Below are 24,896 nucleotides of genomic sequence, written 5' to 3' on the forward strand. Positions count from 1 at the left end.
GCCTTTTTGGAAGGTGAACCCCGTTTGCGATGTGCGGTCGTGGCGGAACTGGTAGACGCGCAACGTTGAGGTCGTTGTGGGCGAAAGCCCGTGGAAGTTCGAGTCTTCTCGACCGCACCAAACAGTCCGGCAATCGAAACAGATTTTGCCTTCGGGCACCTGCTCTTCGGGAAGTGGCGCAGTTCTGCGGGACTCAGTCGCTGGATCGCGAGGCATTGAAGACGGAGAAGTGGTTGCACTCTCCTTGATGCTCCCCGCAAATCGCCTGATTCTCCGTTTCTAGGAAGGCGTCTTCACTAGGCATTGACGGACGCTTGGCGCTTAGGCCGGGATGCCGAAAGCGCGTTCCTGCTCGGCCCAGTCGATCGGTAGGGGCGACGCCATGAGGATCTTGCGCGTCAGGGACCGCGGCTGGGTGCCGCCAGCGATCGCGTCGACGATCCGGGGGTTAAGCCACGACAGCCGAAGTAGACGAGTGAGCTGCGTGCGGCAGCGGCCTGCGTTTGCAGCGATCTGATTCATGGTGAGGCCGGGCGATGCCAGCACCAGTTGCTGGACTGCGTTTGCGTCCGCGAGGAGTTCGAGCAGTGCCCGATCGGGTACGGCGACGCCGTTATCAGCGTCCATACGCAGCTTCGCCTCCCGAAAGGGCTTGCGCTGAGGAAGGGGGATTGCCCAGCTCCTGATACCAGCGCCGCCGATATCCAGAGCCGCATCCACGAGTGCGATCACAAGATGATCCGCCTGGAATGCTACGTTTTGCACAAGTGACCGCAGGGCATCCTCGGCGTTGCCCGGTTCCTGCAGTCGCTGAGCAATGCTCCTGCCGGCCAGGAACAGTCGCTGAAGCTGAACCGCGTCAGTGAGGCCGACAAACCTCCGCAATACATGCTCGTCGGTCAGCAGCGCGATGAGGTGCTGGATGAGATGTTTTTCCATCAGTCCGCGCTGGATTCTGATAGACGAGGGCATGTCTGGCCGTGCGAGATCCTTCCGCGTCTCATAGTAGGCATAGCGTCGAGCCTGCTTGGACCCATAGGTCGGCACCATCGGTCTTCCCTCGCGGTCGGTCAGGATCCCCCTCAGTATCGCCAACTGCGGTTGGTTTGTCGTCCAGCGCCGCGGCGGCGCTTTGGCTTTGAGCTGGGCTTGCACAGCATCCCAGAGGTCTTCCGGGACGATGGCCTCGTGCTCGCCTTCGTACTCCACGCCCTTATGCACGATCCTGCCGCGATAAACCGGGTTCTTGAGCAGATGGAACAGGCTACCTCGTGCGAACGGAATCCCTCCCTTGTGCGGCCCGCTGGTGCGCAGTTGGATCTTGGTGACAATGCCCTCGTCCCGCAGCCTCTCTATCAATGTGGGGACCGACCTGATCTCGAGGTAGAGGCGCATGATCGTGCGCACGCGTTCCGCCTCCTCAGGAACCGGAACAAGCTTCCGCTCGATGACCTGATACCCGAGCGGTACTGGCCCTCCCATCCACAGACCCTTCTTCTTCGACGCGGCAATCTTGTCGCGGATCCGCTCGCCGGTGACCTCGCGCTCGAACTGCGCGAAGCTGAGGAGGACGTTGAGGGTTAGCCTGCCCATGCTGGTGGTGGTGTTGAAAGCCTGCGTCACCGAGACGAAGCTGGCCGATTTTGCATCGAGCCTTTCAACGATCTTTGCAAAGTCCGCCAGCGACCTGGTCAAGCGATCGACCTTGTAGACGACGATCACATCCACCAGGCCCGCATCGATATCGGCTAGAAGGGCTTTGAGGCCGGGGCGGTCCATGTTGCCGCCCGAGAACCCGCCATCGTCGTAGTGCCGAGGAACGAGCGTCCAACCCTCGTGGCGCTGGCTGAGGATATAGGCTTCGCAAGCCTCACGCTGGGCATGCAGGCTGTTGAACTCCTGCTCCAGCCCATCTTCTGTCGACTTGCGGGTATAGACCGCGCAGCGCAGCATCTTCACGACTTGCGCCCCGTCAGGCCGAAGAACAGCGGGCCGTTCCATTTGGTCCCGGTGATCGCCCTGGCGATCGCGGAAAGCGACTTCCAGCGCGCCCCTTCGTACTCGAAGTCATCGTCAAGAACGATGACTGTATAGCCTACGCCATGCCAGTCGCGGACGAGGCGCGTCCCCGGCGTCAGCTTGCGAGGAGTGGGGGCGGCCACATTGTCCTTGCCCACTGCAGCGTGCTCGCTGACTTGACGCAGAAGGCTCCGTGTTCCGCGCGACAGCCCGCCGTGGCGCTGCTCCTGCAACTTGTAGCCAACACCGAGGCGGAGCAGTTCCAGGGACAGGTCGGGGGCAGGCGAACCATAGCGGCGCGCCCACTCCTTCTTAAGGTCGGCTGCCGTCAGTTCTGGTACCTGCGATAGCCGCAGATAGTTGCGAGAGGCCATCAGACGCCCCCCGTCTCCGAGACAGACCAGCGGGTCACATCATCGTCACCCTTTGTTTTGCTCACAGAATGCCCCTTCTTCCTAAGGCCCGTGAGGAAGGCACGGCAGGTATGAGGTTGCCACCCGGTCGCGCTGCACAGGTCATCTAGTGCAGCTCCGCCTTCACCACGAAGCAGCGCTTCTACGATTGATGCCTTGGTCGTGCGAGGTTCGCTATTTGAGGTGGTGCCGGGCTTGTCAGGAGCCTGCGATTGCGGCTCGCGCGCCATCCGGCGCTGGCGCTTCGGTTGAGTGCGCGGAATGATAGCCGGGGCGAGATCTGTATCGTATGTTTGTGTCACAGGTGGTGCTCCAGATGGAACAGCAGGATCGCCGCTCCCACCACCTGAAGCCCCGCCGGTCAGCCGGGCAGGGCAATCGCCGACGCCCAAGGCTGTCGGTTTAGTGCGAACAGCAATGCTCGAGGGGCGTGGGAAGTCCAGCGGATTGTCTGAGGTTGGGACTTTCCGGTCATTCTCTCGCGACAAGTCGAACGAGAGGTTCCTGCCAAAACTCGACACCCGTGGGTCGCCAGACCAGCGATGCGACGCGGACAACCTGGCGAATTTCGGACCAGCGGCTTCGAGATCGGCCGTTTTTGATCAGTGGGCCTGGCGAATCCGGCAGTGGTTCATCCGAAGCAGCCATTCATTTACTTCAAGCATGCCTTTTCAGGCCTGGGTCAAAAATCTCCGGTTTGCAGGCCCTGAATGCGTCAAACTTGCGTTCGACGTCCCAATGATGCGGACTGGCACGGGATCATCCTCTCCCGACTTGGTGGGTAGCCGCGTTCCTTCTCAAACGCGCGCGAGAATGCGGTAACATTGCTATACCCGAGTAGTGCGGAAATCTCTGAGATGGGTGTTCGGGTCAATCGGAGCAGATAATCGGCAAGCTCAATCCGCGCCTCCCGCAGCAGATCCCTGAATGTTGCGCCTTCTGCGACCAGCTGACGCTGCAAAGAACGGGGATGCATGCGCAACCTGGTCGCAATCCAATCCAGCGTGCAGCGGTGATCTCCAAGGTTCGAGCGGATTTCATGAAACACCTGACTGGTCACATCGTTCTTCTCGCTCATGGCATGAAGCAGCCGATCGAGATGCTGCGAAAGCACGCGGAGCAAGGTTGAATTAGAAGTTGCGATGGGTTGTGCGAGTTCGCTCTCTTCGAAGGCTATCTCGTTGTGCGGCGATCCGCAGAATACCGGCACACCGAAATGCCGCCGCATCACATCGTGGCAGATAGAGTCATCGAGATCGAAATAGACCCGATCGGTTGCCAGATCGGTCCTGCGACCGCCCGCACGGCAACAAACGCAAGATTGATGGACAACATTACCATTTGCGGACTGGCCCGCGCGGTCTTGGCTACGCCGTGACGCTTCATGAAGGCACAGCCATCCACAACCGACAGTTCCCAATGCGACGATTGGCTGTGATCGCCGTCCCGTCGCCCTGCGACCGACCGGCGGCCAGGTCCACGACAGTCAGGAGGCGGAGGCCGTGCCGGAGGAGTCAAGCCTGCTCGGTGACACAAGGGATACGACAGCAGCGCTATCCGTGAAGCTGCCGCTGCCAAGAACGTATGGGCCAACATTCCATCGCGGTCCAAGCGCAAACAACGGTTCACCTTCTCGGGCTGGCTTTATCGGCAGCGTAATCTCGTCGAACGCTTCTTCAACCTTATCAGGCGCTTCCGGGGCATGGCCACTCGCCATGACAAGAGCCGCAAAAACCCCCTCGCCACCGTCAAACTCATCTTTGCCCGCACCTCGTGCTCAGCAAAATGAGCTTACGCCCTAATCTGGCAATTCTTGCATCAGAACCTCTTTGGGGACTGAAGATATTTTCATTATCTATAGCCAAACCGGCTATGGTTATAGTCGACAATTTTCATTGTCGACATAATTCATTTATTGTTACCTTTAAATATGAATTGAAACTTACATTTTAGTATGCCAAGTAGTCGGAATGGCTTGCGTATAAGCATATTTGCTGAACGTATATTTGCTAGTTTAATGCCATTGTAAAAATGAGATAATGTTAAGCTTGTAATTTTCGAGGAGTACTTAATTGTCGGCAGGTATGGATATCGCCCTTCGTGATGAAAATAGTGAGCGAACGCCTGACAGCACCCGATGGTCGTTGGTGGATGTGACCGGCTGTGGGCAACGGGGCTACATGCGTCCGTGCCAGGTTCATGCGGCTGCTGATGCTTCGCCATTGGCATATCCGATGGCATCTATTTGTGAAACGGGAGCTGAGGGTGTCATTGTTGTGGACGATGAGGCCGACTTGTGTAGGCATTTGGCCGAGCTGATCGAGTCGCTGGGCTATAGCGCTGTGCCCTGTGGTTCGTCCTCCGAGCTTCAGGATGTCGTTCCTCGCTTCAAGAGCGGCTGCATTGTTCTGGACATCAAACTTCCAGGACTCGACGGGATAGCTGTCCAGGAATGGCTGACAAAATCGGAGATAACTCTTCCGGTGATCTTCATTTCCGGGGTACGCGATGTTGATACCGTTGTGCAGGGCATGAAGGGTGGAGCCATCGAGTTTCTGGCAAAGCCGATCTCGGAAATGGCGCTGCTAAGGGCGGTGAATGCTGCAGTAGCCAAATCTCGCATGATCCACTGCGCAAGGCAAAGTGTGAGGCAAATCAGTGATATGGTTGCCACTTTGACCCCGACTGAACTCGTCGTCGCAAAGAAGCTCGCTCAAGGCTATCCAACCAAGTTGATTGCTGCCAGCCTGGGCAGAAGTGAGAATACTGTAAAAATACACCGACACAGGATATTTAGTAAGCTAAAAATTCATTCGTCTGCAAGCGTAGCAAACATAATAAGTCATGCTGGTTATTAATATTTATGATAAACGGACAATTTTTGTGAATAAAATCAGCGACATAGAAAATGTTCCCGTAGCCATAGTTGGTAATGATTGGGAGATTATTGAAGCTAGTTCGGCATTTATTAAAATGCTAAACTGGGAAGATAGAAAAATAATTGGTCGATCATTTCTAGATTTTGTTCAATTAGGCGCAGATTATTTTGACGCGCTGAACGCTATAAATGCGAGTTCATCGGATGGCGTAGTGTTCCAGGATCTCAAGATCGGGGGCAGGGAAGCGCAAGGCTTTTGGGTGAGGGCGAAGATTAAGATGACGACAGGGCATCTCGGAGCACCGAGACCATGCGAAATCACTTTGACCGAGATCGATAACAGCAACGGGTTCGATGCCGAAAAGGCGAGGCAGATTACGCTGCTCGACAATGTGCTGTCCGTGGTTGACTCGGTTTTCTGGGTTAGTCGGCTACTGGGCGATCAAATTCTTTATGTTAGCCCGAGCTTTGAACGAATCTGGGGCGTATCGCGCAAGCAACTGGAGCTGGACGGTCGCAGCTGGTGGGAGATGATGCACCCTGATGATCAAGAGCGCGTGATCGCGGAAGTTCGTAGGTGTCGAGAAGCCCGAAAATCATTCGATGTCGAATACCGCATTTTTCGCGAGGACGGGGCCATGCGGTGGATCTGGGACAAGGGGCAGCCAGTTTATGATGCGTGCGGGAACATCGATGTTTACATTGGCACCGCTCAGGACATTACCGAACGTAAAAATCACGAAATTGAACTTGCACGACTACAGTCAGCTGACAATATTGGTGCAGTTTCGGCGGATCTTGCCCATAATTTTAATAATCTACTTACAATTGTTGACCTTGCTGCACACGGCATCGGACGAGAGGATTTAACAAAAAAGCACGCGGAGAGGCTTGCTTCCATTCACGCCGCGGTGGATCGGGGTGCCGAGATCACGGCACTTTTGCTCTCGATTTCAAGCCGCCAGATGCTTGAGCCCAATTATTACGATGCCAATGAAATAATTGCCGAAATGGAATCCTTAACAAAGGCGTCTCTTGGTCCAATGAATCGGATAGAATATGATATAACTGCATTGCCATGCCCAATATACGTCGACAAGACTGGTTTGAATCAAGCAATATTGAATTTGATTAAGAATAGCCGGGAGGCACTGCCGACTGGAGGGGAGATACGCATCAAGACCCGTATTGTTGCTCCGTTTGATGAATCCGACGATCCTAGTACTGGTGAGTGCAGAGTCGCTATCAGCGTGGAAGATACCGGAACTGGCATGGATGAACACACTCTGCGCCATGCCACGGATCCCTATTTTACAACTAAGTCGGATGGTGCAGGGTTTGGCCTTGCAATTACAAATGGTTTTGTCCTGCAATCCGGTGGTCGCTTGTCCCTATCAAACAGAATTGGCGGTGGACTTACTGCGCGAATGACATTTCCGGTCAAATGGCCCCCAGTAGATGCGTTGGCAGCTGACACGATGGATGAACGGCTAATGGCTCCCACTATTCTGATCGTTGACGATGAACCCGTGATCTCAAATACCGTCGCTGAAATTCTTGGGGTGGCTGGATATGAAGTCTCAACGTCCACCGATGCCCTCGACGCGCGAATGCAACTCGAACATGGCCAATTTGCGATGGTCATCTGTGACGTGGGACTTAGTGGTAAGCTTTCCGGGGCAGACCTCGTTGACTGGGCTAAGGGGCGCTTTCCAAATATCCGGCGAATACTAATGTCCGGCTATAACCGTGGCAAGATGCCCATTCCTGATGATATCCCCTTCATCAGGAAACCTTTTTCACCGGAATCTTTGCTCGCCGTAGTGCGGCAAGAAATGGATTTTGGCTGTGGCTGATTGGCAGCGATTGCAGTCGTTCATCACCAACGCTGCTGTTGCCACGATGCAAAAGCCTGATTCACACCTGCGATGGATGCTTGAAGCTGGAGACCCGCAGGAACTTGTAGCGCTTTGGCGTCTCTGGTGATTCATTGAAAGGTAGCGATCATGGAGGTCTGTGGTGGATCCCAAGTCCCTGTTAAGCTTGCGCGACCATCTTGATACCTTGAGCAAGGACGGCGATCCGCTCGAAGTTCTGCAGCAGACTGTGAACTTCGAGTATTTCCGCGCTTGGCTGGTGGAGTGGCTCGGCTACGGCGACGGTGCCACGGGCGGGCGACCGCCGTTCGATCCGAAGATGATGTTCAAGGCGCTGATCCTGCAGGCGCAGCACAACCTTCCAGATTCGCGGATGGATTTCATGATCCGGGATCACCTGAGTTGGCTGCGCTTCCAGGGACTGTCCGTGGGAGACCGGACGCCGGACGAGAGTACGATCCGGCATTTCCGCAACCGCCTGACAGAGGTCGGAACGCTCAAGCGAGTGATGAAGGCCTTTGACTGGCAACTCCAGAAGAAGGGCTACATCCCGATGTCCGGGGGGATCGTCGATGCCTTGCTGGTGCCAGCGCCCAAGCAGCGTAAGACCGAGGGCGAGCGCCAGGCGATCAAGTCGGACATGAGCGCGAAGGAAATCTGGCCAAACGAGCCGAACAAGGCCGCCCAGAAGGACACGGATGCGCGCTGGGCGCTCAAAGTCGGTGGGAAGGTCCGCGATCGCGAGGATCGCACGTCGCTACCTATGATTGCCCTGCCGGTCTTCGGCTATAAATCGCATATCAGCATTGACCGGCGTTATGGCTTCCTCCGGGAGATGGCGGTGACTTTTGCCTCGGCCGCCGATGGATGGCTCCTTCGCCACGTCGTGAGCACCGACAACACCGGCTCCGACGTTTGGGCCGACAACGGCTATCGCTCAAAGCGTAACGAAAAGTGGCTGTTGGAACGGATGCTCACATCCCGAGTTCACAGGCGCATACCCAAGGGCAAGCCCATGCTGGGAGCGATCGCCAGGATCAACGCCGCAAAGTCCTCGATCAGGGCCCATGTCGAACATGTCTCCGCATCAGAAGAACCGATTCGGGCTCTTCATCCGCGCCATCGGCCTGGCCCGGGGTGAAACGAAACTCACCCTTTGCGATCTGGCCTATAACTTCAATCGGCTGGTCTTACAGAAACGCCGCGAAAGCGTGAGATAACTCTGCCTACCGTCCGGCAAACCACACGAAATGCCGCCGGGAACGGACTTACGGCGCGCCCATCATAGTGGGGCAACATTGGGGGCCGTCCTCCACAAAACAATCCGCATGGAACTACCCGGTTTTTGTGGGTCTCCAGCTCGCTCCATAGCCGAGCCCACGCACTGACTGGATCTTGATACTATCTCCAATCTTCTTGCGTAGCCTCCAGATCGCTATCCTGAGCGAGCGCAGCCCATCGTCATTCTCGCACTTTCCAATAGCTGAAAGGATTTGCGAATATCGTACGGGGACATCCTCGCTGCTGAGGAGAGTCTTGAGCAGGGTCCGCTCGACTGATGTTAAGTATGGCCTGTTAAAAGCTGCCTTCCCTAAATCAGGTTTAACTGCGACGGTCTTGTTATGCGCAGTCCGCCCAAGAATTGATCCCAGCCAAACAGGTATAACAACATCAGGAGTATCAATTCCTAATACCATGTCAGCTCCGTTGTCGAATAGTTTACAACGCTTCTGGGGACTGTCCGTTTCGATGACTGCGATAATCAACTTGCTCGGGAGTATGCTTTTCCACTCGCGCAGTATATGACCAATACGCTCAATTTCGCGACCATGGATCACTAGCACGTCAAGTGAGCGATTCGCTTGTGAGAGTACCTGAGTATCACAATCGTCGAACACATGCGTTGATGCGTGAGGAAACCACCGCTTTAAAATAGCTAGCCTCGCTTCATAATACCTGTCTGGCAAACCAACCACTCGAATACCGATCTGTGACAATTCCGGAGGCTGCCAAAGTAAGGTAGAATCTTGGTCCAGCGATGACGCGCTGGGTGAATGGCCGATCCGCTCCAATGCGCCGGTGTTGCGGAGGTTGGGATCGCAAGGCATATGTGGAAACCTACTGCAGAACTAACTCGTTCCGCCCGCATCGCAGGAAAGCGAGAATCAAAAAATAGATCAATGGTTTATTTGAATTTCCGCCGTCGGCGCCGATGGCACAGATTTGAGGTTGTGATTTAAGGAGGATTTGGGCTTCGTCGTTGTGACGAAGGAACGAAGATGAAGCCCAAATCCCCCTGTTCAAAATCGCCATCGAAGGCCCCTGCGGAGCAGGTGGTGAAGGACATCCGTCGACAGACGCGGTGGCATTTCTCGGCGGAAGACAAGATCCGCATCGTGCTGGAAGGTCTGCGAGACGATGGCAGCATCGCCGAGCTGTGCCGCAAGGAAGGCGTCGCCCAGAGCCTGTATTACATCTGGTCGAAGGAGTTCATGGAAGCCGGCAAGCGTCGCTTGGCCGGTGATACCGCCCAAGCCGCGACTACCGAGGAGGAGCAGGACCTGTGCCGGGAGTCTCGCGCCCTGAAGAAATGCGTCGCCGGTCTGACGCTGGAAAACCGCCTGCTGAAAAAAGCATTATCGCGGATGGGGGCGACGACGAATGAGGTATCCCGCATCCGAAAAGCTCGGAATCGTCCGGATCTTCGAGCAGTCGCACCTGCCCGCCAAGCAAACGCTGGACCAGCTCTGCATCGCCCGCCAGACCTTCTACCGCTGGTATGATCGCTTCCTAGAAGGCGGACCGGAAGCGCTGGAAGATCGGCGATCAGCGTCGAGCCGGGTATGGCTCCGCATCAACGACGACATCCAGGACCAGATCGTCGAGATGGCGCTGGATTACAGTGAGCTGTCACCGCGCGAGCTGGCCGTGCGCTTCACCGACGAGAAGCGCTACTTCGTGTCCGAAGCCACGATTTACCGACTGGTGAAGGCCCACAATCTGATCACCAGCCCGGCCTATGTCGTGATCAAGGCCGCCGATCAGTTCTTCGTACGGTTCAATGCGGCGTTCACCGGACGAGGCTAAATCACCAAGGGATTGCAGATCATCGACGCGACATGGTGCCCACGCCTAAGCAGCGCAATATCTGGGGAAAGAAGGCGGCGATCAGGGGAGGTCGGATGCCGGCTTGCCGGAAAGCAAAGCCCGCCAAGCTACGCCAAGAGGATCGCAGTGGGCGCTTGAGCGTAGTGTAAACCGAGACCAGAGTGGCCCCCAGAGCAGCAAAGCCGGTCGACCTCGATCCTCGATGCTCGGCTACAAGCATCAAGTCGGTATCGACTGGGCCCACGGACTTATCCGCGAATGGGACGCGAGCAACTCCAATGGTCATCATAATGCCCGGCTACCTGACCCGGTCAGCAAGGATAACATCGGCTAATGGGTCCAGGCAGCTACGGCCTAACGGCCGAAGAAGGAGGAGGCCCACACCGCCAAAGACACGTATACCAGCCACAGCCACCGCAGGAAACCATCGCGCCGACCGATGCCGGAGCACATCGCCAGGTTCCATGTGCAGCGAAGGGATTCAGTGCCGCCAGCCAACAAGGATCGAGTGCTAGGAAATGATATTGAGCGTCCTGTCGCTGGGAAGCTGATCCTTCCTCCAAGAAACATCCGACCCGTCCGATATCAGACTATCAGAATCCAGCTGTGATTTCCAACCTCTGTTGATCTCATTAGACAATCTTTGGCGCTCTTTACGCAATTCATCAAGAGCGCCGCTAAGTACCACGTTCTCGGCTCTAAGTCGATCAACCATATCCTTCAGATTGGTTTCGCGGTCGGCCGCGCTCTTTGCCGCAATTTCTCCTGAGTGCTGCAACTCCTTCATGCGATGCTCGAGTGTTGCGCACCGGGTCTGGATTCGTTCGATTTCAACTCGCCGCCTGTCAAGCGCGCTAGAGAGCTGATCCGCCCGATCGACTGCGGCGGAGCGTGCCGTCTCAGCGGCACCATGTTCACGGCGCAACATTTCATTCTCAATCTGAAACCCTTCGAGACGCTCGGACAGGCGCTGCCGTTCGACGTCAGCATCGACATGCCGTCGCCTCAGCGCACGAAGCTCTCCGTTTACCTCCTGCGCCTGCTGCAACAACACGAGATTCTCATGCTCAAGTCGGCGCAGTTTCGATGTCGCGGAATCAACTCGTATGGCCGCCTGCGCAGCTTCAGCCTGAGCCGCTGCCTGGAATTCCTCGTACTCCAGCGCCAACTGTGCTCCCGTTGCCTGCAATGCGCGAACCTGCTCCTCGAGCGCCGCCACCAAACTGGCCTGCTGCGCGTGGTCGTGCTCAAGCTGCGAGATTCGGCCAAGCAGCATCGCCGTCTGCTGCCTTGCTTCGTCAGAAAATTTCCGCAAGGCGTCGCGCTCGCTTTCTACAGAGCGGAGGGCATGGCCCTTTTCCTGCAAGCTGATTTCCAGACTACGGATCCGCTCGTCCGCCTCGGCAGATTGTTTGGCAAATCCGTCGCGCTCGCGTTGAGCCGTCTGCAGGGTTTCGAGCACCCGATCAGCAAACTCCTGTCGGTTTTCAAGCTCGGATTTCAATTTGACGATCGTGATGCGCTGCTCGTCAACAAGGATCTCACTCTCGCTGAATTGGTCCCTAAGCCGGTCCGTAACTGTATTTTTGGCTTCGAGGTCCAACTCGAGCTTTACAACACGATCCGCCAAGGCAGCTATTTGCTTACCTTGCTCAACGTTTTGGTTTCTGCTTGCTTCAAGCGCCTTAGCTGTCGCATTCAGCTCATTGCGTTCGCGCGCCCGATCTTCGAACTCGCCATTGAGTTGCCGCTGTTTTTCTTCGAGCTCTCTGCGAATTGTTTCAAAATGCGCAATGAATTGAGACATGTCATCGAAGAAACCATTAAACGCCTCTTGACGGCCGCCTAATTGGAACTCGCCTAGCCGCGACATATCATCACTGTCCTTTTTTATGTCCTTCTTTAGGAGATTGCGTTCATCGGGACTCTGGGCCTTGGCCGTGCCAACAAGACGCCTAAAAAAAGGAATTTTCATGAGCAAAACCTTAGCTAGGTTTAAATTAATATTAAAAAGATCCAATATGTAGCCTAATAATGTCGCAATATGAACCGGCTCGCTTTTCCTCTATTACTAAATTTTGATCGATCTTAATTTCTAGTGGAATGATTTTTTCGAATAGATCCTCTTCCCGAGGAGAGACGTCGACATACGGCGAGCTAGATGAAATTTGCGTGCCTCCGATTGTCGCGGAGTAGGAAATCGACTCGAGATCGTCTGGTCGAGTGGCAATGACACCGCATCCGGCACCACGACGCAGGACTTGACCGGCCGCCGACTGCATCTCGATTCTGAACTTGTCAGTACCCCGCGCTCGAATCAGGACCGACGCGGTCTTTCCCGGCTGGATCTCTCCGAGATTCAAAGTTGCTGATCCGCTTGCCTCTGCCGTCAATTCAAAGCTCCGAGCGAGCTTAAGAGAGATCGGAACGGAGATTCGATTCAGAATGCCGTCATCAGCGAACCGGTAGTATAGCGAAAATTCGCGTGATTCCGAATGGAGCGGACTGCCGACTACCCGGACTAGAGACAACTGGACGGGGAACGACTGCGCTCCGTCTTGCTGAGAAATCATAACTCCTGCTGGCGGATCAATTGCGGTGCCCTGTGCCAACAAATTCCGGCCCTGATAACTCAGCGAGATGTAAACTCCGCCAAGCTGCCCGCGGTCGGCAATCGTGCCAACCTCATCGACAAACCAGATCTCGCCCCCGGGATTACGTCCATCAGAACAGCTCGCCGTGTTGATCTCGACGGAGAAATTGCTGTCACTAAGGACCTGTGAAATTGGGTCGAAGGTAATGGACGGAACTACCCCTGCGGCAACAGCAACGCATGTGGCATGGGCCGAGCTTGCGGCGGAGAAAAGCAGGCACAAAGCCGCTATTGTCAGCTTCAACATTATTTTGGATCCAACATATTGAAGTTGAAAACGTCGGCTTGTCCCAATGGAATGACCAATTCATACTCGAGCACATCATCATCGCCGAACGTCAGCAACCATCGTCCGGGACGCAGCGAACCAACGACGAGGCGGCCGGTCGAGTTTGTAAATACCTCGCGCGACGGAAGATCAGGCTCATCGAGCGACTTGACGGACCCAATCGCCAATGAGAGTGGTTGGCCCAATCGGTCCCTGAGCACGCCTACAGCACTAGTAGAATAATCTGTGCCGAGCTGAATGCGATAGCCAGCTTTATATGGCGCACGTATCTTGAATGTCCCACTTCCGAGATCATATCCCGATGGTGCGTCCGGTGCGTCGATAACTATCGTCCGGTCGTTGTATGAACCGATGTCCGACACGAGGGCATTGCCGAAGATGTCGGTGCGGGCTCGCACACCTTCGAACTGAGGATCGATGTTGATCTTGGTCTGCTTGAGCGTCTCGTGCCGCGTCACGATAGCGAAGGCATCGCGAATCGGCCGCCCAAAAGCCAATGCGCCTCCTGCAAATGCAATTGAAGTTGCACCCCGGATAGATGTAAGTGAACGACGAAAACTGCCGCTTTTGACATCAAAATCAAGGACTTGTGCTAGACCAATATCCGCGCGGTTCGTTATTAGATCCAAGTTGCCGGAGACGCTGCCAATATCGTCGTTCCACGCCGCCACGAAACGGGTTGCTGTTGCGCCAACGATCTGGGGTGAGGCTTCGCTATAGCTTATCGATCCAGTTCGCTCACGCGTATCAATCGAGGATGAAACAAATCCACGCCCGCCAAGCCTCGCTGAAAAACTGGCAAGGGCGCTCAAGCCCGAGCGCCCCAATCCACCGCTTCGGTAGCTTACTCCTACACCAAGCGTGGCTGAATTCGTGAGGCTGAAGTTGTATCTGCCCCCGAGGTCCAACGCGAGCGGTGCGTCTCGAAACTGGGCAGCACCGAGAGTGACACTCAGCTGGCTGCTTTTGCTTATACGAACCGACGCATTGGATGTCAGGCGCCAGGTCAGTAGGTCGGGTCCCGATAGATAACCGTTCGGAATGGTAAAATTGCGCGTGCGATATTCGGCAGTGGCGCTGATCGTGTTGAACTCGCCGCTATGCGCAAATGGATTTACACGCTGCAGATCGACCCGAAAAGCGCCCCCTACCCCTAAATGCTGCGTCTGCGACACCGCCCCTGTCAAACCAACTAGTCCAATAGGCGTAGCCAACACCGCCTGAGTGCCGATCTGCCGCGCACGCTTGTCCATTTGATAGTTGAGCCCGAGGGTTAATTGGCTCGTGATACCCTTCCGGATGAAACCGGACGAGAAGGGGCGCCTGAAATCGTAAACAGGGCCTGTGATGCCGGGTGTGGAAATAAAGCCGGAAGTTACGCCGAACTCGGCGAGACCTGGGCGCAACAGGTCTAAATCGAAGTACCGGCTGAACCGGGCGAGCTCGGTTCTGCCGACCATATCGACGGAACGAATCTGCACATCGTTGTTGCCACGTACAAACGGAAAATCCTCCAAATTGTAGCGACCAGGATTTAAAGCGATGCGCTTGACGATTGTACCGTTTACTACTACTTCAATGTTAGAAGCCCTGTTTACAACAAAAGAATCAAGAGTACTTGGGAATATATTTCGCGAAGGATCAAAAATACGGTAAAATCTACCAACATTGACTCCAAGAATATTGATCGTCTGCTGGAAGCCAGACCGCTGATTCTGCGTGTCCCCGACCACCACACGGATGTCCTGCTTGGCGAAGTCGATGACTGCGCGCGATCCAATCCTCAACAAAGGAGGCGCTGCGCGACCGGGAAGGTACTGGTGTTCGTCTTCTAAGACGATTCCGCCCGCACGAAGAGCAAATTGAGCCCCAACAGCAGGAGGCACCAAGCGACCTTGTGAGCCTTGCCTCAGATAATCTACAGCACCGCGCAACGTGACATAGAATGAAGGATCGTCGGATGCCTGCTGTGGTTCTCCGATCTGCCGGGAAAGCGGCGCCACCGAAAGTGCAGCTGGCTTCTCGATGGCATCCGCCATGGCCAAAAGCAATTCCATCGTCTGGTCGTCGAAGGTTAGCTTGGTCGGCCCCTGGTTAACGTATTCGAGTTGGACATGGCCAGCCTTGTTTGCGACCGATAGCATGCGCGATCGTTCCGAACTGCTAATTCGGGGGCCGAGTAGAGCGACCAGCTCCGCCGCAGGTACGCTTAATTCCTTACGCCCTGAGATCGTCAATGAAATTTCGCCAATAGTAACACCATGCTCCTTGACAGGGACATTGATCGTCACGGTTTGATTGACACGAGCCATACCATTTTGGGTTGGGGGCGTTACGGAGTGCGCGGGCGAAGCCGCTGCTGCGGCAGCTGAACGCAATGATGTTGGAATAAGGTTGTCCTCACTTATGATCGCAACCTTGTCGGTTCCCGCCAACTTTGAAATCGATGATCGCTTTGCGGTATGACCAGTTATCGCTCGCGAAGCTGAACTTGCTAGACGCTGCTGCGCTCCACCACGACCTGTGGGGCGCGCATGGCTCAATGCCAGCCCGTTGGGCGCGCCCATCTCACGCCTATCAACCGAGTGCGCCGATCTCGGGGGTTTTGTTGTTTGATGCGCGACCGCCTTGTTGCTCCTGGTGCTGAGATTTGCCAAAGACTTGCCCCAGACGCTCCGCTTCGCCGTCCATGTGCAGACATAGGCGAGCGAATGTGACCGCTTTAGGCTTCTTAGCGCCACACGGTTGTTGATCTGCTTCCGTCGCCGCGGTGGATTTGCGACAGCGCTGGCATCATAAGCCCTGGTATCTTTCGCCTGAGCGTCAAGCCCGTGAGCGGATTGGCGGCGATGAACCCACTTTCGCGCCTCGCGCAAACGTTGAACGCTTTTCGAGCGCCCATTAACTTTCACCACCTTGCAAACAAGGCGAGGTAGTCTTTGAAGACCTTGATCGGTTCGATTGGTGCTGGCAACTACACTGCTGTGTTGCTGGATAAGATCTGCCGTGCGAATTGCAGGGGGGAGTCGCTGCAAACCAGCGACCTTCACGGCTTGCCGTAATTCCGTCAGACGAGGAACTCCGGCTGCTAGGTATACGGGGTGCGCTTCAACGCCCGCCCCCCATGTGGAGAGCAGGCATATTCCAGCTGAACTGCCTAGCAGGCGTGCTAGAATTTGGCGATGGAATGTCATCGAGTGCTTTGTTTAAATGTAACTGCAACGCTCTTTGATTTCTCCGGAAGGTGGAACGGCAAGTCTATTAAGCGAGAGCCATTTGGTGGAATATAGCCAATACCGATCTCCTGCCGAATCTGTTCTGAATTCAGATTCCGCTGCCAAACAACCTTGCCATCGCTGTCTCGCGCTACGACCGACAAACGACCCTCGCTCAGGAATGCGTGACGATTGCCATCGTTCTGAAACATGACCGAGGCGTGGGCGCCATCAATCCTGTCCACCAGTAGGTTACTTTCCGCGATGGATACTCGCGCGCTGGACCCTGTAGGAGCAACCACAACGACCGTACCAATCGAGTAGACAATCTCGACCTGCGCTCCTCCTGCGTCCTGCTTGATGCCCACGGGAACCTGATCGACCGATATTTCATATGCTTCGCTTTGACGGAGCGGTTGATTGCCCGCGTACTGGATACGGAAAACTTGAGACGAGCGTGGTCCGAGGGCCGCTTGCGGCGGGAATATGACAAATTGGTCAGGCGCCGGAGTCCGTGAGACTACCCCCGAAGAGTTTATCTCAAGACGCGCGACAGTAATCTCGACGGGAAGCGAGCGTGGATCATTGTTGCTAACATTGATCTGCCCAGATGCCCGGCGGCCTGAACTCTCAAGCACAAGAGTAACTGGTGTTACGCCCATAGCATACGAGGTGAGCGGGCCGAGCACGCCGCTAAGGCATGCAATTGCACTCAGCGTTCTCATAATCCGATTACGGCCAAGTCTGGGCGGCATTAAGATTTGCTCGTTTTGTAACGCTTATTGGCGACGTCTAAAAAAGGGACCGACCTGGGCGCAGCTAGCGCACATCTAGTGCACACCAGGCCGGTCAAGTATCAGAGAGACGCGCCCAAGCTGATGCGGAGGGTGTCACCGTAGGAGCCGGCGACCAGAGGTCGCGTGCCTGCCACAGTTGTGATCGTGAGAGTGGAATTCACGTTAGTCGGAAGAGCGGCGACCTGATTATCGACGGCTGGCTCGGCATTCCCATTGTTGAGATTACCAGTGGTGGTAATAGTCGGTGTAACCGAACCCCACGTGAAATTAGCCGAATAGTTGATACGATGATCAAAGTCGCCGACAGTTGAGGGGTTGTTTGCGGTGACTAGTCCACCTTGAACTGATTTGATCGCAACGTTGTGGCTTGCGTAGTTGCAGAACGCGTCGAGGCTGTAGGTCACAACCTTCTGAAGCGCATGGGCATCGGTCGAATCAGCGAGTTCGTTCTGATAGCTAATGGTGACCGCTGCCGACGTGGTCGAACCTGACGATGTTCCATTCACATTGCTCGGCGTCGAAATCGGCGCGAGGTTCTTAATATAGCACGTGTTTGGGACGGTGGCGGAAAGAGCCAAATCGGCAGACGCTGAGCTTGCTGCATAAGCATTGCCAGCCAAGCCGTAAAGCGTCGACGCGATGATAAGCCCCATTGAAGTCATAGCGCGCATGAAATACCCTCTTGAGAATGTTGATCTGAAGTCTCAGATTGCGGTTGAAAAAATGATTTTTATTAAATCGGTATATTTTCCTGCAATTAGTGGTTTCAAAGGTTTTTTTGTTGATAGAGAAATGATTGCCGTTTGTTTTATCGATGTCTGACCATTGGGAGAAATGGCGCTGCAGGAACTTTCATTTATCGCCATAAATGATTGACATTGAGCAATAGACAGGTTTTGCCCGTTGTCCAAGCCCACGGTCATTGATATTTGATATGGTATAATATTCTCAAAATCTCCATTCGTACTAGTTGAATCTGTTTTCATTCCCCCAAATACGGAATGGAGACTTATACGATAAGGTGCGTTACAATTGAATGGAAGATAATAAGTACTATTTTGATCTGCTTCGATATTCTCGAAGTGAATGTTTTGCGCAGACGCCACGGAGCAGCTTGGTGAAATTTCGCCATACACGTGCAACTCTAAGGTCTCAGAGGCCGCAGCAGCCGACGCTGGACATACCAGTATCCCAACGGCCATGATTAGGTAGCCAGAGAGACTTGTTTTAGCCATTTTAGTCACATCGCTACCGATCTTCCTGACGCAAGCGCTTTGCCCGTAGTTTGCACGGCTGGTTAAAGATCGTTCACTTTCCACGGTTTGGCGATAGCCGAAACGACTATAGGCCGGTTTGACCAAGGATGGCGTTCGATGGAGGGCGATTCTAGAAACTGCTCTGATTGATTTGATCCCGAAGAGTTGGATCGCTCTGAGTTATTGTTTCTCGCCGTAATTTCTGTTACTGGGAGGAGTTAAGGACGATGACGGCATCGAAGTTTTCTGACGCCCAGAAGGCGTTTAGGTTGAAGCAGGGCTCGGACGGCTTTCCTGTTGCGGACATCTGCCGCAGGGCTGGGATCAGCCATGCGACCTACTTTAAGTGGAGGAAGAAATACGACGGCATGCTGCCACCGGACATTCGCCGGTTGAAGCAGCTCAAGGACGAGAACGGTAATCTGCGCGAGTTCGTGGCGGACTCTCATTGGGCAAGGTGATGCTGCAGGATGTCTTGCGCCGAAAGTTGTGAGGCCTGCTCGTAAACGCGAACTGGTGAACGGGGTTCGCAGTGACTTGGCCACGTCGCGCCGGGCTGGCCGGGGTCTGAAACTGGACACCTCGATGTACCACTGCAAATCCCGTCGCCGCGAGGAGGCCGGCATTGAAGCCCGCATCCGTGAGATCTGCGAGACGCGTGTCCGCTATGGCTGCCGCCGCGTCCATGTTCTTCTTCGCCGTGAGGGCTGCGAGATCAACCTGAAGCGAACGCACCGGATTTAAACGAGTTTGGCCTCCAGCTCCGCAAAAAGACGCCCAAGCGCAGGGTTAAGGCGAAGTTGAGGGAAGATCGCTGCGCGCCCTCCCGCGCGAATGACGTTTGGGCTATGGACTTCGTTCATGACCAGGTGGCAACGGGTCGCAAGACCCGCGTGCTGACCGTCGTGGACACGTTCTCACACTTCTCGCCGTTGTTCGATCCGCGGTTCAGTGACCGCGGCGAGGACCTCGTCCAGACCCTCGAAGCCACCTTTGCCGTGGTTGGCTACCCGAAGACGATCCGGGTCGACCAGGGCTCCAAGTTCATCAGCCGGGATCTGGATCTATGGGCCTATCAGAGGGGTGTGACGCTGGACTTCTCTCCGCCTGACAAGCTCACTGACAACGCCTACATCGAGGCGTTCAATGGGCGCTTCCGGACCGAGTGTTTGAACGCCCACTGGTTCCTGACGATTGTAGACGCCCGCGAAAAGTTGGAGGAGTGGCGCAGGTACGACAACGAGGTTCGGCCGCACGGTGCCATTGGCAACAAACCACCGATCAAGCTGATGCATTCCGGTTGCGCATCCAGCCCGTCATCGTGACCGTGGCCGGAAAACTCTAGTCCAAGGTTGTCCAGAGGATGGTGTCGGATCAGCTTTGCTGAGACTACACTGCTCAAGCCTGTTTCCGAAAAGCAAGCTTGAATCAACCACGACGCTACACGCTAACCCACTTGGCCAAGCCGCCTAAGGTTTATCGGATTGCCGGTAATATTTCAAAGATCCGAGGTATCCGACATGATCTTCTTCTCGATTGGCGTGAGGCCTTTATCTTTGCTTTCGACGCGCTGCCAACTCGAGCGATTCTTTTTATCGCGAGTTTTGACGATGTTCGCCCCGCAAAATCGACATATTGATTTAGAGCTCAATACAGCAGCAGATTTTGTTCTAGTATTAAGATTCACTCTCACGGGCTTGTGTCGATCAGTCAAGCAACCAAGGCGTCCAGCTAAGTATCCAACAGAAAGGAGGGGCATTTTCATCTTTCAAAGTGCGCAATGAAAATCTGTATGATGCGTATACCGGAACGATTACTATAAATTATATATTTTACGAAGGCTATGATTAGATAGCCCCGCTGATCGCATTGAGAATATAGTTTTTTCGGCTATTTCGATAGATCATACATGTCAACTCTGCGCCACCTGCGGCCTAGGACGTTGGTTTCAAATCTGATTTTTATGGATCTGGCTGCTTTCAGCGATCTGATCAATCGCGCCGACCGATCGGACCGGCGACAAGCCCTGGCGTCCCGAAGAGCCCCTAGCCGGGTGATTGGCTTTGCCGAACTAGTTTCATCGGCGTTTGCAATGGATCGAGGCCCTGAGGGTTAGTCCGCCGGGTTTCATTGCTCTTTCAGCCCAGAAGTTGGTGCTGAACGCGGCGAACGATCCGCGGGGACGGCTCGTGGCTGTCATCGACTTCGAGGCTCTTCATGGTCCTTTGGTGGCTGCGCTTCTAGGCGATACCGTTCAAGGCGGGGATCGCCTGATGTCAATCGAGGCGATGAAGATGGAGTCCGCAATCGTAGCTACCTCATCGGGTAGTGTTGCAAGGTTCGCACGACCCAGAACGGCGCATCGATCACCGGCCTTTTCGTTGCCACCATCCACAGCTTCCGGGACAGCGAAGGCAAGCGCCATACCTAGACTGAATGGCACCGCGTCACCTGCTTCAACGGCATCGGCAACCGGTCCAGGATCGCGGTGGCGACGACGGGATCGCCGAACACCCTGCCCCATTCCCCGACCGAGCGGTTGGAGGTCATTAGGATCGATCCCTTTTCGTAGCGGCGTGAGACCAACTGGAAAAACAGGTACGCGGCATTGGCCTCGAACGGCAGATGCCCCAGCTCGTCGATGATCAGTAGCTTGGTCCGCGCAAGCTGTGTCAGCTGTTTGTCGAGCGTCTCGTCGTCGTGGGCCTTCGCTGGCATCGCCACCAGCGTTGCCGCGGTGACGAACTGGACCGAGCAGTTTTGCCAGATCGCCTCGCGCCCCAGTGCAACGGCCAGATGCGTCTTGCCGGTCCCGGGAGGTCTCAGGAACAGCGTCGTATCGCCACGCGCTATCCACCGGCACGTCGCCAGTTCCCGAATTTGGCCCGGATCGAGCGAAAGCTGCGCGTCGAACTCGAAGCCGGCAAGTTCGCGCAGGTAGATACGACTGAGAGGAGCTGGACGATCGAAGCCCGAGCCTTGCGATGGGAATCAAAGCGAGGGCATCACCACCGGATTGGCGATCGGCCCTACGTTTGCGAAGCCTTGATGGAATTCGACCTCAACACCGCCGCCAGCCTGACCATAAAGGGGTACGCTCGCGCCACACCGAAATAGCGTGCCGGAAGGCGGACGGATTTCCCACCGCCAATTCGCGGGCGAAGTGTTTGGGAGGGCAAAGCGCCCCACCGCTCCAAAACCAGAAGCCACAAATTGCACCTCCGAAGCCGGGGCTGTGAATGTACCTGCGCTGATTTTGCCAGTCTTCTGATCTATCCGACGGCTCGTTGGAAACGGCTCCCAGCGATAGTAGACTTCACCGCCACCACAAGTGCCCACAAATGGTAGATGTCCATGTGCCACGGTGTTGGGCACAAGAGAGACGGGTAACGCACCGGCAAGTATGCTCATGATGCGGGATCTCAGAATCCTGCCTTTGTTAATCGGTGTGTCGAATCGAGGTAGTTCGGATAACCACTCTAGAAACTGAGCTTCGCGTTCCGTTGCTGTCCCCGCCTCCATCCACGGTTCGAGATTGACCAAATGGTCATTGTCGATCTGTTGCTCAAGCACTACTTGGCCGCCCACGACCTGCACGATCGGATTGGGACCCACACCATTAGGGAGTTGCACGAGCTGCAAGCCCATTGCCGATTCAGGCTGCTTGGCGAGCCAACTAAGCTCTTGCTTATTAAGGCTGTACATTTTCATTGGGAAACCCCCGTTCTCGGTAGAGGTTACTCTTGGCCGGCGCGTCAGCCGCAGGCAACTTACGACAGAAAAATAGCTTATGCCAAACGTAGTGGCACTAGACGCAACATCTAATCGCAGCCCTCAGCTCCCGACCAGTTATCGCCGTTGGGCTGCGAGCGCCTGAACGACCGCTTCCGTTGAAACATGCCGTTCACAGTGCTGGAGCGGGTCAGCCATCCAAGAGTTGACTAGCGATGCGCCCGAGGTCGAACGCCCTTTTCAGTGCTGGTCATTCGATCCCCCAACCGATCGAATAGCATGACTTGGTCAGGCGGCAGCCGTTCCAGAGGCATCGCTCAGCTCGCGTTGATCTGGTCAATAAGCACGCGATGTGACGGCAAGTCCCGCAAGGCTTGCTCAGCGAACCTGCGGATTCTTTCGAATTGAGCTCCGGCAGCTTCGCCGCCGTGCGTGCGCATGTTTGTTGCATAGTCCATGCCGTAGAGGACGTACTGGTAGCTGAAATGGGCAAAAGTGTCTGTCCCGTGCGCCACATCGAACCGGCTGGGGAAGCGCCAGCGCCATTCCTCGAGCAGCTCCGTCAGTGATGCGGGTACAGATTGCGGATCGGCGTTGGCGCGCCAGAACGGTTCCGGGCGATCACTCAGGCAATAGTGCAGCTTGAGGAAGCTCACCAGATTGTCATAGCGCTCCGTCATCAATGTATTGAAGCGTGCGGATGCAGCCGGGGCTGGCCTGTGCGGAGCCCAGAACTCGGCAATCATCGCGGCCGCGACCTCGATCATTACGATACCCGTCGCCTCGAGCGGCTCGACGAAACCGGCCGAGAGGCCTACGGCCACGCAATTGCCCACCCAGTGCTGCTTGCGATAACCCGGCTCGAAGCAGATCAACCGCGCCCCTTTGGCTGCCGCCGGGCCAACACCCGGATAGTCGGTAAGAAGCGCAAGTGCTCGGTCGTCATCGAGATGATCGCTAGAATAGACGCATCCAATCCCGCGTCGATCACGCAGCGCGATATCCCAGAACCAGCCGGCCTCATGCGCCGTCGCCACCGTGTGGCTGGGCAAGTCAGCATCGCTCTGATCGTTTGCGATGCGGCAAGCGAGCGCCCGGTCGGTAAACAGGTGCTTGCGGACAGAGGTGAGTGGTTCGGCGAGCACGCCGCCGATCAGTTCCGCGTTGAGGCCGGTACAGTCGATGTAGAGATCTGCCCGGAGCGTTCCTGACCGCTCGAACCGCACGCAATCGAGGCCATCAGGCCCCCGCTCTGCCGCCAGCATCCGGTCATCGATGCGGTTGACCCCGAGTTCGATTGCGCGAGCGGCCAGCACCGCCGCTAATCTCTCCGCGTCGAAATGGTAGGCGTAGCTGAGGGGTGCGGCAAAATCGCCGTCGCCCGCGCCCTTGGGCCCGCGCGCACCTGCGGACACATGCTGCTGAATGGTGACTGCTTCTGCAAATGCGGGCCGCGCTGCCGGGTCGAGAGCGAGCCACAGTTCCACGAGGTTCCGGTCCTGCGCGTAGAGCGGTGCCTCGAACGGATGAAAGTAGCTGTGCCGGGGCGAACCTTCAGGCGCGGCCCGCCAGTTGTCGAAGCGGATGCCCTGCTTGAACGTCGCCGACGTTTGCCGGATGAACGCGCGCTCATCGATGCCGAGAAACTGCAGGGTAGTGCGAAGGGTGGGAAAGCCGCCCTCGCCAACGCCAATGGTGCCGATCGCACTCGATTCCACGACGGTGATCGCGATATCAATGCGGCCGGCAATATCAAAGTGGCGCGCCAGATAGCAGGCCGTCAGCCAGCCGGCCGTGCCGCCGCCGATGATCAGGATGCTGCTCGTTGGTTGCGTCATCTCCGTCCCATGCCACGCTCACGTGCGCACAAAAAGGTTCTTGATCCATCCGGGACTTGCGCGGGCTGCATTGCGCCAGTCGTCGGCTGTCGTGCCCGGTTCATACCCAGTCGGATCGAAAGTTCTGACCTTCCCCTGTCTGAAGGCCGCGGGCCGAAGCGTGACAAGTGTCATGGCGTTTTCGAGTGCTGTCGCCGCGATCAAGGCATCGCGCTGGTCAGCATATGGCAAGGTGGCAGCCCGCCGCGCCACGGCTCTATCCACCGGCAGGATGCGGCCGTCGAAAGCCCGGCAGACCTGTTCGTCCAGCCACTTGCGCCAAAGCAGGCCAGCTGCCTTGTCCTCCTGTGCCGCTGCAGCCGCGTGCGTCTCCAGTTCGAGCAGACTGAGCGCAGACAAGAAAAGGCTTTCTTTGGCTGCACTGCGAACCCACCGGGTCAGGCCAGCCTCAGCCTGACCGGCGCCGGCGAGACGAAGAGCGAACACAACTGGCGCATCGAGCAGGTTCACCGCGCCAGCCACTTTCGCATGCCTGCGTGACGTCCATGTTCAGTAGCCGGCTGCGGCAGGGCAAGTTCGGGCATCTTCAGCAGGTCCACGATGCCCTCCGTCTCGCCCGAAAGGCGGCGATAGGCATCGATATCAAGCAGGACATGGGTAGGCTTGCCGCGGTCCGTGACAAACACCGGCTCAAGGCGCGCCAGGCGCTTGGCTTCGCTCACATTCTGGTTGAACTCGCGGCTCGTCACGGCCTTCATTCGTCGTCCTCGGATTGATATTAATGTAGGTACGTTACTACTTCGTCTCACCGAGGCAACAGG

19 protein-coding genes, 1 tRNA gene and 4 pseudogenes are annotated in these 24,896 nt (G+C 55.9%); 8 read left to right on the top strand and 16 right to left on the bottom strand.

Annotation, left to right across the window (positions count from 1 at the left end; genetic code table 11):
* The first annotated feature begins 33 nt into the window (after positions 1-33).
* Positions 34-120 (top strand) — tRNA-Leu (locus tag ACODS2_RS01610).
* Positions 121-321: 201 nt separating this feature from the next.
* On the opposite strand, the gene ACODS2_RS01615 is transcribed toward ACODS2_RS01610, so the two are convergent.
* The 4 genes from ACODS2_RS01615 to ACODS2_RS01630 all read right to left on the bottom strand — a co-directional run bounded on the left by ACODS2_RS01615 (position 322) and on the right by ACODS2_RS01630 (position 3,660).
* The gene (locus ACODS2_RS01615) at positions 322-1,953 is read right to left on the bottom strand and encodes a recombinase family protein (protein WP_488997894.1); all 1,632 of its coding nucleotides are present in this window, start codon (positions 1,951-1,953) and stop codon (positions 322-324) included.
* A gap of 2 nt (positions 1,954-1,955) precedes the next feature.
* Positions 1,956-2,393, bottom strand: coding sequence for a DUF2924 domain-containing protein (locus tag ACODS2_RS01620; protein WP_488997290.1), 438 nt, complete (start codon positions 2,391-2,393; stop codon positions 1,956-1,958).
* Positions 2,393-2,662 (bottom strand): DUF3489 domain-containing protein, encoded by a 270-nt coding sequence (locus ACODS2_RS01625; RefSeq protein WP_488997895.1) that lies wholly within the window; start codon positions 2,660-2,662, stop codon positions 2,393-2,395. Before ACODS2_RS01625 ends, ACODS2_RS01620 begins: the two co-directional genes overlap by 1 nt.
* 485 nt (positions 2,663-3,147) lie before the next feature.
* The gene (locus ACODS2_RS01630) at positions 3,148-3,660 is read right to left on the bottom strand and encodes a helix-turn-helix transcriptional regulator (RefSeq protein WP_488997291.1); all 513 of its coding nucleotides are present in this window, start codon (positions 3,658-3,660) and stop codon (positions 3,148-3,150) included.
* Between the two features lie 190 nt (positions 3,661-3,850).
* Here ACODS2_RS01630 and ACODS2_RS01635 point away from each other — a divergent pair.
* The 4 genes and pseudogenes from ACODS2_RS01635 to ACODS2_RS01650 form a co-directional block, all read left to right on the top strand.
* A pseudogene (locus ACODS2_RS01635) lies at positions 3,851-4,221 on the top strand (transposase); the annotation flags it as partial.
* A gap of 295 nt (positions 4,222-4,516) precedes the next feature.
* The gene (locus ACODS2_RS01640) at positions 4,517-5,290 is read left to right on the top strand and encodes a response regulator transcription factor (protein WP_488997292.1); all 774 of its coding nucleotides are present in this window, start codon (positions 4,517-4,519) and stop codon (positions 5,288-5,290) included.
* Positions 5,277-7,166: a hybrid sensor histidine kinase/response regulator gene (locus ACODS2_RS01645; protein WP_488997293.1), complete on the top strand. Its 1,890-nt coding sequence runs from the start codon at positions 5,277-5,279 to the stop codon at positions 7,164-7,166. The genes ACODS2_RS01640 and ACODS2_RS01645 overlap by 14 nt, the downstream gene beginning before the upstream one ends.
* Positions 7,167-7,329: 163 nt before the next feature.
* Entirely contained in the window at positions 7,330-8,328 is a 999-nt protein-coding gene (locus tag ACODS2_RS01650; protein ID WP_488997294.1) for an IS5 family transposase, read from the top strand.
* Positions 8,329-8,521: 193 nt separating this feature from the next.
* On the opposite strand, the gene ACODS2_RS01655 is transcribed toward ACODS2_RS01650, so the two are convergent.
* Positions 8,522-9,295 (bottom strand): helix-turn-helix domain-containing protein, encoded by a 774-nt coding sequence (locus ACODS2_RS01655; RefSeq protein WP_488997295.1) that lies wholly within the window; start codon positions 9,293-9,295, stop codon positions 8,522-8,524.
* A 171-nt stretch (positions 9,296-9,466) separates the two neighbouring features.
* Between ACODS2_RS01655 and ACODS2_RS01660 the strand changes: the two are divergent.
* Positions 9,467-10,235: pseudogene (locus ACODS2_RS01660) on the top strand (helix-turn-helix domain-containing protein); the annotation flags it as partial.
* A gap of 571 nt (positions 10,236-10,806) precedes the next feature.
* On the opposite strand, the gene ACODS2_RS01665 reads toward ACODS2_RS01660, so the two are convergent.
* The 6 genes from ACODS2_RS01665 to ACODS2_RS01690 form a co-directional block, all read right to left on the bottom strand.
* Complete coding sequence (locus tag ACODS2_RS01665) at positions 10,807-12,270, bottom strand: hypothetical protein (RefSeq protein WP_488997296.1); 1,464 nt, start codon at positions 12,268-12,270, stop codon at positions 10,807-10,809.
* A gap of 31 nt (positions 12,271-12,301) precedes the next feature.
* Positions 12,302-13,195: a hypothetical protein gene (locus ACODS2_RS01670; RefSeq protein WP_488997297.1), complete on the bottom strand. Its 894-nt coding sequence runs from the start codon at positions 13,193-13,195 to the stop codon at positions 12,302-12,304.
* The gene (locus ACODS2_RS01675) at positions 13,195-15,528 is read right to left on the bottom strand and encodes a fimbria/pilus outer membrane usher protein (RefSeq protein ID WP_488997298.1); all 2,334 of its coding nucleotides are present in this window, start codon (positions 15,526-15,528) and stop codon (positions 13,195-13,197) included. Before ACODS2_RS01675 ends, ACODS2_RS01670 begins: the two co-directional genes overlap by 1 nt.
* 899 nt (positions 15,529-16,427) lie before the next feature.
* Positions 16,428-17,141 (bottom strand): fimbrial biogenesis chaperone, encoded by a 714-nt coding sequence (locus tag ACODS2_RS01680; protein WP_488997299.1) that lies wholly within the window; start codon positions 17,139-17,141, stop codon positions 16,428-16,430.
* Between the two features lie 167 nt (positions 17,142-17,308).
* The gene (locus ACODS2_RS01685; RefSeq protein ID WP_488997300.1) at positions 17,309-17,920 is read right to left on the bottom strand and encodes a hypothetical protein; all 612 of its coding nucleotides are present in this window, start codon (positions 17,918-17,920) and stop codon (positions 17,309-17,311) included.
* Between the two features lie 33 nt (positions 17,921-17,953).
* On the bottom strand, positions 17,954-18,610 hold the full coding sequence (locus tag ACODS2_RS01690) for a hypothetical protein (protein WP_488997301.1): 657 nt from the start codon (positions 18,608-18,610) through the stop codon (positions 17,954-17,956).
* Positions 18,611-18,732: 122 nt separating this feature from the next.
* On the opposite strand from ACODS2_RS01690, the pseudogene ACODS2_RS01695 reads away from it, so the two are divergent.
* Together ACODS2_RS01695 and ACODS2_RS01700 are read left to right on the top strand one after the other, a co-directional pair.
* Positions 18,733-19,830 (top strand): annotated as a pseudogene (locus ACODS2_RS01695) (IS3 family transposase).
* Positions 19,831-20,733: 903 nt separating this feature from the next.
* Positions 20,734-20,832, top strand: a pseudogene (locus ACODS2_RS01700) (biotin/lipoyl-containing protein); the annotation flags it as partial.
* A gap of 100 nt (positions 20,833-20,932) precedes the next feature.
* Here ACODS2_RS01700 and ACODS2_RS01705 read toward each other — a convergent pair.
* The 5 genes from ACODS2_RS01705 to ACODS2_RS01725 all read right to left on the bottom strand — a co-directional run bounded on the left by ACODS2_RS01705 (position 20,933) and on the right by ACODS2_RS01725 (position 24,833).
* Entirely contained in the window at positions 20,933-21,448 is a 516-nt protein-coding gene (locus tag ACODS2_RS01705) for an ATP-binding protein (RefSeq protein ID WP_488997896.1), read from the bottom strand.
* Positions 21,449-21,496: 48 nt separating this feature from the next.
* Complete coding sequence (locus ACODS2_RS01710; protein WP_488997302.1) at positions 21,497-22,216, bottom strand: hypothetical protein; 720 nt, start codon at positions 22,214-22,216, stop codon at positions 21,497-21,499.
* Between the two features lie 338 nt (positions 22,217-22,554).
* Positions 22,555-24,075 carry a tryptophan halogenase family protein gene (locus ACODS2_RS01715; RefSeq protein WP_488997303.1) on the bottom strand — a complete coding sequence of 507 codons (1,521 nt, stop codon included), beginning with the start codon at positions 24,073-24,075 and terminating at the stop codon, positions 22,555-22,557.
* Positions 24,076-24,093: 18 nt separating this feature from the next.
* Positions 24,094-24,585, bottom strand: a complete 492-nt coding sequence (locus tag ACODS2_RS01720) for a PIN domain-containing protein (RefSeq protein ID WP_488997304.1) — start codon at positions 24,583-24,585, stop codon at positions 24,094-24,096.
* Positions 24,582-24,833, bottom strand: a complete 252-nt coding sequence (locus tag ACODS2_RS01725; RefSeq protein ID WP_488997305.1) for a type II toxin-antitoxin system Phd/YefM family antitoxin — start codon at positions 24,831-24,833, stop codon at positions 24,582-24,584. The genes ACODS2_RS01720 and ACODS2_RS01725 overlap by 4 nt, the downstream gene beginning before the upstream one ends.
* Positions 24,834-24,896 lie beyond the last annotated feature (63 nt).

This window comes from Novosphingobium sp. FG137, from assembly GCF_057809735.1.

Bases quoted from the DNA above. Each gene is read 5' to 3' on its own strand.
- ACODS2_RS01645 (WP_488997293.1), top strand. From the start codon at position 5,277: ATGCTGGTTATTAATATTTATGATAAACGGACAATTTTTGTGAATAAA.
- ACODS2_RS01670 (WP_488997297.1), bottom strand. From the start codon at position 13,195: ATGTTGAAGCTGACAATAGCGGCTTTGTGCCTGCTTTTCTCCGCCGCA.
- ACODS2_RS01640 (WP_488997292.1), top strand. From the start codon at position 4,517: ATGGATATCGCCCTTCGTGATGAAAATAGTGAGCGAACGCCTGACAGC.
- ACODS2_RS01725 (WP_488997305.1), bottom strand. From the start codon at position 24,833: ATGAAGGCCGTGACGAGCCGCGAGTTCAACCAGAATGTGAGCGAAGCC.
- ACODS2_RS01630 (WP_488997291.1), bottom strand. From the start codon at position 3,660: ATGCGGCGGCATTTCGGTGTGCCGGTATTCTGCGGATCGCCGCACAAC.
- ACODS2_RS01665 (WP_488997296.1), bottom strand. From the start codon at position 12,270: ATGAAAATTCCTTTTTTTAGGCGTCTTGTTGGCACGGCCAAGGCCCAG.
- ACODS2_RS01620 (WP_488997290.1), bottom strand. From the start codon at position 2,393: ATGGCCTCTCGCAACTATCTGCGGCTATCGCAGGTACCAGAACTGACG.
- ACODS2_RS01715 (WP_488997303.1), bottom strand. From the start codon at position 24,075: ATGACGCAACCAACGAGCAGCATCCTGATCATCGGCGGCGGCACGGCC.
- ACODS2_RS01655 (WP_488997295.1), bottom strand. From the start codon at position 9,295: ATGCCTTGCGATCCCAACCTCCGCAACACCGGCGCATTGGAGCGGATC.
- ACODS2_RS01615 (WP_488997894.1), bottom strand. From the start codon at position 1,953: ATGCTGCGCTGCGCGGTCTATACCCGCAAGTCGACAGAAGATGGGCTG.
- ACODS2_RS01685 (WP_488997300.1), bottom strand. From the start codon at position 17,920: ATGCGCGCTATGACTTCAATGGGGCTTATCATCGCGTCGACGCTTTAC.
- ACODS2_RS01710 (WP_488997302.1), bottom strand. From the start codon at position 22,216: ATGAAAATGTACAGCCTTAATAAGCAAGAGCTTAGTTGGCTCGCCAAG.
- ACODS2_RS01625 (WP_488997895.1), bottom strand. From the start codon at position 2,662: ATGGCGCGCGAGCCGCAATCGCAGGCTCCTGACAAGCCCGGCACCACC.